The organism is Lacticaseibacillus pantheris DSM 15945 = JCM 12539 = NBRC 106106, assembly GCF_001591865.1.
In the GTDB taxonomy this organism is placed as follows: Bacteria; Bacillota; Bacilli; order Lactobacillales; family Lactobacillaceae; genus Lacticaseibacillus; species Lacticaseibacillus pantheris.
Genome location: NZ_BCVS01000079.1, coordinates 1 through 11,962, shown reverse-complemented (window position 1 = coordinate 11,962; position 11,962 = coordinate 1). Strand labels below are relative to the sequence as shown.

10 protein-coding genes are annotated in these 11,962 nt (G+C 52.7%); 7 read left to right on the top strand and 3 right to left on the bottom strand.

Going from position 1 to position 11,962, the window contains the following annotated elements:
* Positions 1-534 precede the first annotated feature (534 nt).
* From LPA02S_RS08500 to LPA02S_RS08475, 6 genes are all read left to right on the top strand, one after another.
* Positions 535-1,206 (top strand): histidine phosphatase family protein, encoded by a 672-nt coding sequence (locus LPA02S_RS08500; protein WP_054648967.1) that lies wholly within the window; start codon positions 535-537, stop codon positions 1,204-1,206.
* 27 nt (positions 1,207-1,233) lie between these two features.
* A complete protein-coding gene (locus tag LPA02S_RS08495; protein ID WP_054648969.1) occupies positions 1,234-1,932 on the top strand; it encodes a tetratricopeptide repeat protein in 699 nt (232 codons plus the stop codon).
* Entirely contained in the window at positions 1,925-4,384 is a 2,460-nt protein-coding gene (gene recD2, locus LPA02S_RS08490; RefSeq protein ID WP_420835967.1) for an SF1B family DNA helicase RecD2, read from the top strand. Before LPA02S_RS08495 ends, recD2 begins: the two co-directional genes overlap by 8 nt.
* 33 nt (positions 4,385-4,417) lie before the next feature.
* Positions 4,418-5,632 (top strand): GNAT family N-acetyltransferase, encoded by a 1,215-nt coding sequence (locus LPA02S_RS08485; RefSeq protein WP_056956981.1) that lies wholly within the window; start codon positions 4,418-4,420, stop codon positions 5,630-5,632.
* A gap of 354 nt (positions 5,633-5,986) precedes the next feature.
* On the top strand, positions 5,987-6,952 hold the full coding sequence (locus tag LPA02S_RS08480) for an ABC transporter substrate-binding protein (protein WP_054648971.1): 966 nt from the start codon (positions 5,987-5,989) through the stop codon (positions 6,950-6,952).
* A 225-nt stretch (positions 6,953-7,177) separates the two neighbouring features.
* On the top strand, positions 7,178-8,128 hold the full coding sequence (locus LPA02S_RS08475) for a diacylglycerol/lipid kinase family protein (RefSeq protein WP_056956980.1): 951 nt from the start codon (positions 7,178-7,180) through the stop codon (positions 8,126-8,128).
* Between the two features lie 414 nt (positions 8,129-8,542).
* Here LPA02S_RS08475 and rnjA read toward each other — a convergent pair whose 3' ends face one another.
* Positions 8,543-10,225 carry a ribonuclease J1 gene (gene rnjA / locus LPA02S_RS08470; protein ID WP_054648973.1) on the bottom strand — a complete coding sequence of 561 codons (1,683 nt, stop codon included), beginning with the start codon at positions 10,223-10,225 and terminating at the stop codon, positions 8,543-8,545.
* Positions 10,226-10,228: 3 nt separating this feature from the next.
* On the bottom strand, positions 10,229-10,441 hold the full coding sequence (locus LPA02S_RS08465) for a DNA-directed RNA polymerase subunit epsilon (RefSeq protein ID WP_054648975.1): 213 nt from the start codon (positions 10,439-10,441) through the stop codon (positions 10,229-10,231).
* 261 nt (positions 10,442-10,702) lie between these two features.
* On the opposite strand from LPA02S_RS08465, the gene LPA02S_RS08460 reads away from it, so the two are divergent.
* Positions 10,703-11,119 (top strand): hypothetical protein, encoded by a 417-nt coding sequence (locus LPA02S_RS08460; protein WP_054648977.1) that lies wholly within the window; start codon positions 10,703-10,705, stop codon positions 11,117-11,119.
* A 73-nt stretch (positions 11,120-11,192) separates the two neighbouring features.
* On the opposite strand, the gene def is transcribed toward LPA02S_RS08460, so the two are convergent.
* Positions 11,193-11,747: a peptide deformylase gene (gene def / locus LPA02S_RS08455; protein WP_054648979.1), complete on the bottom strand. Its 555-nt coding sequence runs from the start codon at positions 11,745-11,747 to the stop codon at positions 11,193-11,195.
* Between the last annotated feature and the right edge of the window lie 215 nt (positions 11,748-11,962).

Below are 11,962 nucleotides of genomic sequence, written 5' to 3'. Positions count from 1 at the left end.
GGCACCCGCACCGGCCAGAACCACACTTGCGAACGGATCTATTAATGATTTGGCCACGTGCCGTCTTCATTTCAACTCGTCCAGTGATGGTTATTGATTGTAGGAGATTATACAGTAGCAGCACCTAACCATCATCAACTAGTGAGCTTCAGTTAACCATAAAATTTAAAATTGTGCCCGATTTAGTTTTAGCTAGTTCGCACTTGTGATGAATACAGGTATGACAGTTTTCACGGATGCTGTATGACGTCCTCGATCTATCGGGAACCTGCAGGTGGGCTCGGGGATGGAGTTGTCATGTCCTGAGATGTGGCAGTGGTAACAGTATCGTGAGGCCGCGTCGGTCGGACCAACGCTGCCGTTAACCACCACCGTAGCAACCTACGGCATAGGGCACGTAAGCCGCAGCCCACTGGTCCGGCCTACGCTGCCGTGAACCGCTGCCGTGGACCACCACCGTGTGGTTCGTTGACCTTGCGGCGCGCGGGGGACAATGGGATAATTGGGGGTATTGAAAACGGAGGATGCAAAAAGGTGACAAAACTGTATTTTGTGCGGCACGGTAAAACGGAGTGGAATCTTGAGGGACGGTACCAGGGGGCGTTTGGCGATTCGCCATTATTGCCTGAAAGTTACGTGCAGGTGCACGCCCTGGCGTCATACCTGAACCAGGAGCACGTTCACTTTGACCACGCATACGTGAGCCCGCTGAAACGTACGCGTACAACCGCACTGGAACTGTTGACCCACCTTGACCAGCCCGATATTCCGTTAACCATTTTGCCCGCATTACGCGAGTTTAATTTGGGCCTCATGGAGGGCCAAAGCTTTACGGACGTTGCGGCGCGCTTCCCCAATGAGTTGCATGCGTTTCGGCACGCGCCGGCTGATTACGACCCTAGTGCACTGCATGGGGAGACCTTTGACCAGCTACTCGACCGAATGACACCGCCAATTCAGGAGATTGTGGCTAACGACTACATGGGTAGTGCCAACTACCTGTTCGTTGGGCATGGTGCCTCGCTGGCCGCGTTAATCCAGCACCTGGTGGGGACGCCCGTCGCCGATTTACGTAAAGACGGCGGGTTAACCAACAGCAGCCTAACTACCGTACAGGCAGACGGACCCGCGTTGCCGTACCACATGGTGCAGTGGAACGACACGCACTTTTTGCCCGGAACACGCTCGGCAACGGATACAATTTAGTGGCATTGAATGGTTTGGAGGGTGAACATGACAGCACACGATGATGCGATTGAACAGTTTAACCATGGCGAGCAGGAAGCAGGCATCCAGGCGGCCGTCCGCGACATTGACGCGCACCCACACGACGCCAGCCGGTATTCCGTGCTGGCAACCATGCTGATTACCGTCCGCGCATATGACCAGGCAACCACTCTCATTACGCGTGCACTCGGGCTATTCCCGGACAATCCCGAGCTCCGTTATTCGTGGGGGCTGTTGGCGTACACGCAACAGGATTTGCAGGATGCCCTGGCGCGCCTGCTACCGCTTACGAGTGGTCCGGCGGCAGCCAGCGGCTCGCTGCGGGCCGACGCCGACTACATGGTGGCGTTATGCTACAACGACTTGGGGCAATCTGCCCGGGCGTTGGCCTTCGCAATGACCGCCCACGACTTAAATCCAAGTGCGCGTGACGCCGTGGTACTAATGGCGAACATTCTGCTGGCGTTGGGTGAATTCAAAGCCGCGGTGGACGCGCTAGAACCGTACCTAGACCAGAACGATGCGCATATCGACTTTGCGTACGGTATGGCCCTGACCGCTTCCGGTCGCGACGGCAGCGCATACTTGGATGCCGCTAAGCAGGCCGATCCGGCGGCGTTTGCTAATCAATCCAGTCAGATTCACGATATTGCCCGATTTCTAAAACTTGGTCAGACCGACACGGAGGACAGTCAGGATGCCTGATATGGATACAGTCACCGGTACGGTCCGCAACGTTATTTTTGCGAACCACGACAGCCTATTCAAAATCGTGGCGGTAGATATTACCGCCACGACTTTGGTGTGGACTGAACCGGAGATTGTGGTCAAAGGCAATCTTGGTGACCTCCAGGAGGGCACTGAGTATGAATTTAGCGGACGCCTAGTGGCTCATCCCAAATACGGGCAACAGTTCGACGCCGTGTCGTACCAGAGTCAGCGGCCCACCAGCCACGACGGTTTGGTCGATTATTTGGCGAGTGACCGGTTCCCGGGTATCGGGCCAAAGACGGCCGCCAAGATTGTCGACGCGCTGGGCATTGGCGCGGTGGATAGCATCGTCAAGGATCCGGGGGTGCTCACCAAAGTTGGTCTGAGTGAGAAGAAGGCTGCGGCTTTGGCTGACGCCCTCCGTGAAAACCTTGGCCTTGAGCAGGTGATTATTGGTCTCGGCGAGGTGGGCCTCACTGGTGCGTTAGCTAACAAGGTCTATAGCCGGTACCGTGAGGACGCGCTGGACATCGTCCGCGAGAATCCGTACCAGCTCATTGTTGACATTGAGGGTATCGGGTTCCGCGTGGCCGACAGTATTGCCCGCCAGATGGACGTTGCGCCCGATGACCCGCGACGTCTGGGCGGGGCGATTCTTGACGCCCTTTACCAAATGACGGATCGGGATGGCGACACGTACGCCGAACCCGCCCGCCTACTGGACGGGGCAAAGTCGCGCCTTGCAGGCGGTGGTTTGGGCGGAGTCGCCGACGAACAACTAATGGCCGCGGTCCAAGTGTTGGCTGACGACCGGCGGATCAGTGTTACGGACGGGCGTATTTTCCCCAAGCGTTTGTTTGACGCGGAGTGGCAGATTGCCAACCACCTCTTTGCACTGAATAATCATGAGGATGGGTATGACGATGACGACCTGACCGCAACGCTGAAACAAGTCGAGGGTGACCTTGACATCGAGTATGATGATACGCAGCGTAGTGCCGTCATCGATGCGCTGCAGAACCACGTGTTCCTGCTGACTGGTGGCCCGGGGACGGGAAAGACGACCGTGGTGAACGGTATCGTACGGGCGTACGCACAACTTAATGATGTTCGGCTCGACCCGAACAGTTACGATAGTGAGACGGCCTTTCCGATTATGCTTGCGGCGCCCACCGGCCGGGCTGCTAAGCGGATGGCGGAGACTACGGGGCTGCCAGCCAGTACTATTCACCGCCTGTTGGGTTTGTCGATTGATACGGTTGATTATGATCCACCGGAGTTACCGGATGGTTTGCTGATTGTGGACGAGATGTCCATGGTGGACACTTACCTGTTTCGGATTTTGCTGGACGCCGTTCATCCGGGCATTACTTTGATTATGGTGGGGGATAAGGACCAATTACCTTCTGTGGGTCCCGGCCAGGTGTTTGCTGACCTTCTGGCGAGTCACGCACTTGCGCAAGCCGAGCTCACCCATATTCATCGGCAGGACGCGCAGTCTTCAATCACGACGCTGGCTCATGATATCAATGGCGGCAGGTTACCGGCCGACTTTGGGGCCAAGCAGGCCGACCGTAGTTTCATCAACTGTGGTCCGGGTCAGATTCAGGAGGCGGTTCGGCAAGTCGCGACTGCGGCCAAGGGTAAGTTTGGGACGCTCCAGGTGCAGGTGCTGGCCCCCATGTACCGGGGTGTTGCTGGAGTAGACGCGCTTAATCCACTAGTTCAGGACATTTTTAACCCTAAAAAGAGTGACCGCACCAAGGAAATTGATGCCGGTGATCACCTGTACCGTATTGGTGACAAGGTGCTGCAGCTGGTTAACAATCCGGAGAAAAACGTTTATAACGGCGAAATTGGGATTGTTACTGGCATCCAGCCAGCCACAAAGGATGACGGTGCACACCTGATTGTTGATTATGATGGTAACGAAATTGATTACGCGCATAATGAATTGAAAAGTATCACTCTGGCCTATGCCACCAGTATCCATAAGGCTCAGGGGAGTGAATTCGACATGGTCATTCTTCCGTTGACGATGGCGAGTCGGCGGATGCTGAAGCGAAACTTAGTCTATACCGCGATTACGCGGGCTAAAAAGTTTTTGATTATGATTGGTGAGCTAGAGGCGTTTGATGTTGCCGTCACAACGATGGCCGACAACCGCCGGACCGGGTTGGTAGACCGTTTGTGCAAAGTGTTCAAGCTCGCGCAGCCGGTAACGGATAACGATGCCGAAGCGGAGACGGTGGTCACCACTGCAAGTCCACAGGAGGCAGTCAGCCCGTCTCCGGCCGCCGATCAAGTACTGCACGAGGAACCGGCGCCCAGCATTGAGGCCCCGACAAATACGGAAGGGCCGACCGTGTTGACGCCGACTTTGGTTACGCACGAGCAGGTTGACCCAATGATTGGTATGGACGGAATTACGCCGCAAACGGCTTAGTGTAGTTGGATGTAAGATTGTGAGGAATTTGCGATGACAGACATTCGAGAGCAATTAAAGATGCGCCCGGTGACACCACAGTATTTGGATCAGTTTAACGACTTGTTGGGGTACGTATTTCAGGTAACCGCAAAGGAAGTCAGCGAATCCGGCTACGAAGAGGGCGAGCTAGAACGAGCTAAGCGTCCGGTTTTAGAGGAGGCCGACGTTTTTGGCTGGTTTAACGGTGAAGACCTGGTGAGTCAGCTGGCCATCTATCCTTGTAAGGTCAACATCCATGGTCGCGAATTTGAGATGGCGGGGTTGACGGGGGTCGGCACTTATCCGGAGTATGCGGGTCACGGGTTGATGCACGACCTTATCAGTACCGCGTTGGAGCACATGCGTTCGCGTCGGCAGTGGATCTCCTACTTGTATCCGTACAGCATTCCCTTTTACCGCAAAAAGGGTTGGGAAATTATGTCGGACCACCTGACGTTTGACGTTCGTGATATCCAGTTGCCCAAGCAGCAGAATCTGCCCGGACACGTTGAACGGATGGATATTGATGCGGAGGATGTTATCAGGACGTACGACCGCTTTGCACTCCTGAACCACGGGGCGATGATTCGTAATCAACTGAACTGGGACGAGTACTGGCGTTGGGAGAATGAGGAAGAGCGCACTGCCGCGGTGTTTTACGATGAAAATGACGAGCCGCAAGGTTTTTTGCTCTACTGGATTGCCAACGAGATTTTCCACATCAAGGAAATGGTGTACATCACCCAGGAAGCGCGCATTGCACTATGGAACTTTGTATCGGCACACTTCTCGATGGTGGAACACGTGCGTGGGAATATTTATAAAAACGAACCGCTCCACTTCTTGTTGGATGATGGTGATATTAAGCAGACCATCAAGCCGTACTTCATGGCACGAATCGTGGATGTCGAACAGTTTCTGCGGGCGTACCCCTTTGCCGCGGTGGGGCAGCCGCTCCATTTCATCGTTAGCGACCCCATGGCACCGTGGAACGTGGGCACCTTTGGGATTACGTGGGATGACGCGGGTCAGGTTCACGTTGAACGTGACCAGCACCCGGGGCTGCCGGTTCGGGTGGATATTCAGACGTTAACCACCATGCTGATGAGTTACCGGCGGCCGTCATACTTGTCCCTAATTGAGCGGTTGGATGCGGATCGGGCGGCTGTGAAAAATTTGGAGCAAATCATTCCCATGGAAGAGCCGTACTTTTCCGATTACTTCTAAGCATATTATGGGCATGTAAATGAGAAAGCAAAAATTATTAATGTGAAAATAACAGTTGACGCTCGCGCAAAATGAGCGTATCGTGAACCACATACCAAGACAGGAGTGTTGACGATGATTAAGCCACAACTAACACAACTGAATAAGTATTATGCCGACTACTACGGATAGCAGGCTTGCACATGGATGCAGGCTTGTCCTTGCATCCATGTGGTCGGTACGTTAAGTACGCAATTTGACGCCACATGGGGATAATTCCCACATGTGGCTTTTTCTTTCCGGAAAGTAAATGGCCAGCCACTGGGGAATTACTCCACGTGGTTGGTCATTTTAAATTTGGGAGGAAAACACATAATGAAAATGAAGAAGTGGATTGGATTAGCTTTGGCGACGATAGCAACGGTGACGGTACTGACAGCGTGTGGACAGAAAACCCACGCCCAATCGGTGACCGACAAGACGGTCAAGATTGGTATTCTGCAACAAGTGGACCAGGCGGCTTTGGACGATACTAAGAAGGGTATCGTTGAGGAGTTGAAGGACAAGGGGTTCACCAAGGCCAAAATTAAGGTCTTAAACGGCCAGGGGGACCAAACCAACCTCAACCAGATGAGCCAGCAACTCAGCTCGATGGGCAATGACGTTAACATTTCGATTGGTTCCGCGGCTTCTCAGGCGATGGAAAAGGCGGGGCACAAAACGCCGCTGATCTTCTCGGCCATCACGGATCCGGTTGCTGCCGGGCTCATCACCAAGGCCAACCTCAAGCACCCCAACAATAACGCCACTGGGGTTACGGTGCTGGTGAACGTCAAAATGCAGTTGGAGCTATTGCACAAGATGTTCCCGCAAGCTAAGAAAATTGGCATGATGTACGACGCGGGCGAGCCCAACGCCATGGCGATTGTGAAGCGTGCCCGTAAAGCAATGAAGGAACTCGGAATGACGCCGGTGGAGAAGACCGTGGCGTCGGCGTCTGACGTAGAAGCAACTGCGCGGGCGCTGTGCAAGAAATCTGACGCTCTATTCATTCCGAACGACCATATCGCAGCGGTGGGGATGAACACAATTGGCAAAGTTTCAACCGAAACCAAAACGCCGGTAGTCAACACTGACCCGACTATGATTCAGTTTGCTGGTGTTGCCACCAAGGGGGCCAACTTTGAGGATATCGGGAAACAGACCGCCGATATGGCCATCAAGATCCTGAAGGGTAAGCAGGTAAAGGATATTCCGGTTGAGGGGCCCAAGAACATTCACTTAGTAATGAATAAGAAACGGATGCAGTTTTTCGGCGTGAAGGAGAGTACGCTCAAATAATGGTATAGTAGTAAGGTGAAACGGCGGTTGAACTGCCGTTTTTGCGTGGAATGACTAAATTGGCGGTGAGTCTAGTAGTGTGAACACGTCAATCATGTTAGTACGATTAAAAAAATATGATAGCTGAATATTGATATGCGGGACGAACGGGGGCAGACCGTTGCAAAAGGAGTTCATGCTAGCTATAATTTAGTTCGTTGACGTTGAAAGGAGTTGTGGCGCTACGTGGCCTTTTTTCAAATAATTTTCAATCCCGCAGCTGGCGGGGGAAACTCTGTGGCTACGTGGCACATCGTTAAGGATGAGCTGAATCGGCGGGGAGTAGAGTTTCGTGTGCGGACTTCCAAGCATCCGGGACATACGGTTGAGTTGGCCCACCAGATTGCTAAGTTTAACGACCGTGACGATACGGTTTTGCTAGTTATCGGCGGCGACGGAACCCTTAACCAGGCGGTGACGGGTATCCGCGAGGCTGGGAATACAACCATGCCGGTTGCGTACGTGCCGGCTGGTAGCGGCAATGACTTTGCCCGTGCCAATCGGATTAGTAAGGATCCGTTGAAAGTGTTGGACGCCATCATCGATACGACCGAACCGGTACGTATCGATATTGGTGAGTTTCATGAACGCACCCGCAATCAGCATGGCTACTTTGTGAACAACGTTGGTGTGGGGTTTGATGCGGCCGTAGTTGACGCCGCTAATCACAGTCGGGTAAAGCCATTTCTCAACCGGATGCATCTCGGTACACTGGCATACCTACTGAGCGTGTTCAGCGTGTTATTCAACCGGCACGCCTTTGAGGCCCGGGTTAACGTGGGCGATGATCACGATATTATTCCGAATGCGTATATTTGCACGACTACTAACCACCCCTACTTTGGTGGTGGCGTACGGATCATGCCTGGGGCCTCAGTAATTGATGGTCAACTTGACCTGGTGATTGTGGAAGAGAAACACTTTTTTACGTTCCTGTTCTTAATGATACAAATTTTGTTCCGCAAGAAGCTCGATTTTGAGGGTATTCACCACTACCGGGCTGACCGGTTGTATGTAGAAACTAGCTCGCTAGAGTTCGGACAAATGGACGGGGAGGAGTTAGGGACCCGGCCGTTCGAATTGGAGTTTAACGTGAGCCACCAACTGTTTTGGATGGGCGACTTAAACCCACAATAAAAGATAATAATCGGGGAGCTGAATTTTAGTGTTCGTAGACCGCTAAGCGCGGACGACACGTGAATTCAGCTCTCTTTTTGCATCGCCGGTTTGAACGCATAAATGTGCGTACATTTATAAAGCGATGACGACTTTGCTAATCCACCGGTTGATTGGATTACTTAAACAATTTTTGCCGGGTTGTCAGATTGGTAGGGGGGTGCTACTATTTCTGTGTGCGGTGGTATACAGATACGGCAAATGGTTGTATGTGGTAACCATCCGCCAGGTGTAAGAATGAGGTGCCCATCGCCATGGTGGGTATGTAAGCAACCACAGAACGTCAAAAAGGGCTACCGACCAGTACACGGTCGGTAGCCCTTTAATTGTCAACAGGCCCGGTATCTAGAGGACACCGGGCCTGTTGGTAGTTAACTATAACGTAATCAGCATTGGTAGAATCAACGGCCGCCGTTCAGTACGCTCGAAGAGATAGTCACCTAAACTCTTCACAATGGCATCCTTGAGCAATGCCTCACTAACTTTTTCATTGTCAGTAAACGTGTTTTTGATGGTGTGGAAGACCCGCTTCTGGGCGTGGTTAATCAGCTCGCCTGACTCGCGCATGTAAACAAAGCCGCGAGACAACAAGTCTGGACCCGCCAGGACGGTTTGCTTTTGCATGTTGATCGTGGCAACAACAACCACTAGTCCTTCTTCAGACAGCACCCGGCGATCGTGGATAACCGCGTTACCGATGTCGCCAACACCGCTGCCATCAACGTAAACGTCGCTAGCAGGGAAGTGGCCGGCGCGGCGGGCGTGGTCTGCAGTCAAGGCGAGCACATCACCGTTACCCATGATGAAGGTGTGATCTTCAGGCACACCACATTGGGCAGCCAGTTCCGTGTGAATCTTTTGCATCCGGTACTCACCGTGACATGGCATGAAGAACTTAGGCTTCATCAATCGGAGCATTAACTTCTGTTCTTCCTGACCACCGTGACCAGAGGTATGGATGTTGTTCACCTTACCGTGGATAACGTCAGCGCCGGCTGCTTCCAGCTGGTTGATAACGTCGTTCACGCTGGTAGTGTTACCCGGGATTGGGTTACTGGAGAAGACCACGGTATCACCAGGCTGAATGCTAATCTGACGGTGGGTACCGTTAGCAATCCGCGAAAGGGCGGCCATGGGTTCGCCTTGTGAGCCGGTACATAGAATTAGTACCTTGTTGGCGGGCAGGCGCTTGAGTTCATGGGCGTCAATCAGGTCTTCGTCGGGAATGTTCAGGTAGCCTAGTTCGCGCCCATTAACAATCGCATTTTCCATTGAACGACCAAACACGGCAATTTTACGGCCGCGGGCAATGGCAGCCTCCGCCGCTTGGGCAATTCGGGAAATGTTTGACGCAAAGGTGGCGAAGATGATGCGGCCGTCAATCCGGTCAAAGATGTGGCGGATTGAGTGGCCGACAAAACGTTCGGACTTCGTGAAGTTCGGAATCTCGGCGTTAGTACTGTCAGACATTAACAGCAGGACGCCTTCTTCACCAAGCCTAGCCATCCGCTGCAGGTTGGGCGCCGGCTGGTTGCCAACAGGGGTGAGGTCAAACTTGTAGTCACCAGTTTGGACCACGACACCATTTGGCGTGTGTACGGCAATACCCAGAGTATCGGGGATACTGTGCGTAGTGCGGAAGAATGATACGGAAACCTTATCAAAGTTAAGCTCCGTGTCTTCATTGATTTCCGTCAAGCTAGTCGAACGGAGCAACCCGTGCTCTTCCAGCTTGCCACGAATCAAGGCGGCCGCTAGCGGACCGGCATAAACGTCAACGTTGGGAACCTGCTTCAAGAAGTAAGGCAGGCCGCCGATATGGTCTTCGTGACCATGGGTAATGACCAAAGCCTTAATTTTGTCCGCATTTTGTTTGAGGTACGAGTAATCGGAGATCACATAGTCGATCCCAAGTAGGTCGTCCTCCGGAAATTTAATACCAGCATCAATTACGATAATTTCATCGCCATACTGAACGCCGTACATGTTCTTACCAATTTCACCAAGACCACCAACGGCAAAGGCGGCGGTTTCGTTGGGTTTAATGTTTAGTTTCATATTTTAAAACTCCGTTAACTTGTAGTTATCGGACTGTTGTTCGTACTCCAAGAACTTGCCCTCGAGTGGCTGAATCAGTTCGATGTTGTAGTCGGTGTTTTCCTCGAGCAGTTTGCGTGCCGTGCGCTCGCTGTCGGCCTCAAGGTAGAGTGATACTGTGTTTTCACGCATTGCGTTTTCCAACCGTGATGGCTGGTAAAGAACTTTGTAAATCATAAGTGCTCCTTTCATGTACACAAAGAAAGCCCCATCAGGGGACTATTCAATCATATGCCCGCATTTTGCCAGGTTACCCCAGCTAGTTGTTATCATTCTACCATACAGATTCGGGATAAGCTAACGTTACTCGTGTAATTGGGTGTTCACTGTGCTCACCGACATCATTAAAATCCAGATATTGTCTGGTGCAATACGTCACTAACAGCGACCGGATGTGGCATAATGTAAGTAGTAACCACCATGATAGGGGTGATGTTGATGCCAATATTGGCAGTGGTAATAGCCGGGGCGTTAGTAGTTTTGCTCATCATTATTTGGGTAGTACGGCGGCGCCAGCGGGTTCAGGCTGAGCACGAGCGGTGGATGCGCGCCATTGATCTCGCCGTGGGTAAGGCGCTACACGACGCGGGCATCGCTGTGGGCGTTAAGCTAGCGGGACAACCCGTTGAAGCGGTGTGGCACCGACAAGTGATGTTGGCCCACTATGAACTACCCGTCGGCACACAGAATACGGAGCAGCAAGTTCGGGCCGCGTTCGGGAACATCGCTTTGTCACAGTTGGCCCTAACGGACGTTTGGGTGCAGGCGGAGAATCAGCACGTTAATTTCGATGTGGCTTACCTTGTTAACGACGCGACCAAGGCGTACGTGGCCGATTTGGAGCGAGTAGAGTAACAATTAGTGTAACAAAGAGACGGCCGATTATCGTTCCCGTGGGGGATAATCGGCCGTCTCTTTGTTCGCGTGATTAGTCAACCATGACTGCTTCAGGATCAATGTCAAACGGGTGATCCGTATTGATGTGGTCATAGAAGAGGGTGCCGTTCAGGTGGTCAATTTCGTGCTGGCACACAATGGCAGGGTAGTGCTTGAGGCGAATCTTTTTCTGTTCGCCATCGACGTTTTGGTACTTAATAGTAATCCGGTCGTGACGCATAACCAGACCATCGTGTTCGTCGTCAACGGATAGACAGCCTTCACCTTCACGCAGGCCGGCCTGTTGGACCGATTCACTGACGATTTGCGGATTAACCAGTACTTCTTTGAAAATAATTTCGCCCTGGTCGCCGGGAACTAGCACTGCGGCCATGGACACGCTCTTGTCCACCTGTGGTGCGGCAAGACCAACACCTGGACGCAAGTGATACTTTTTGTTTTCTTCCTCATCCTGGCTGATAATTAAGTATTCCATTAAGTCATGGGCTAGCTGCTTATTTTCGTCCGAGAGGGGGAATTCCACCTGCTGGGCACGAGCGCGCAGCACCGGATTCGGGTCGCGGACAATATCTTTCATTAGAAACACGGTTAATTGCCTCCTCAAGTAATCTACTGTTTAGATTACCACACGTTGCCCGCTAGAAGACAGAGTTTGCGAACAAAATATCGACGTGGAGCAGGTTGGGAGGTTGTGCCAGCGCTGCTAGTGGCTGGTCGTACTGGCGTGGTGGCTCCGTGTGGCGGTTTTGGTCGGCGGGGGTGCCGTGGGGTGCTACGACTTTGTGGACCGCTCCACGGTGA

Excerpts from the sequence above, each read along its gene's own strand:
- LPA02S_RS08485 (WP_056956981.1), top strand. The coding sequence starts at position 4,418 with ATGACAGACATTCGAGAGCAATTAAAGATGCGCCCGGTGACACCACAG.
- LPA02S_RS08480 (WP_054648971.1), top strand. The coding sequence starts at position 5,987 with ATGAAAATGAAGAAGTGGATTGGATTAGCTTTGGCGACGATAGCAACG.
- LPA02S_RS08495 (WP_054648969.1), top strand. The coding sequence starts at position 1,234 with ATGACAGCACACGATGATGCGATTGAACAGTTTAACCATGGCGAGCAG.
- recD2 (WP_420835967.1), top strand. The coding sequence starts at position 1,925 with ATGCCTGATATGGATACAGTCACCGGTACGGTCCGCAACGTTATTTTT.
- rnjA (WP_054648973.1), bottom strand. The coding sequence starts at position 10,225 with ATGAAACTAAACATTAAACCCAACGAAACCGCCGCCTTTGCCGTTGGT.
- LPA02S_RS08460 (WP_054648977.1), top strand. The coding sequence starts at position 10,703 with ATGCCAATATTGGCAGTGGTAATAGCCGGGGCGTTAGTAGTTTTGCTC.
- LPA02S_RS08465 (WP_054648975.1), bottom strand. The coding sequence starts at position 10,441 with ATGATTTACAAAGTTCTTTACCAGCCATCACGGTTGGAAAACGCAATG.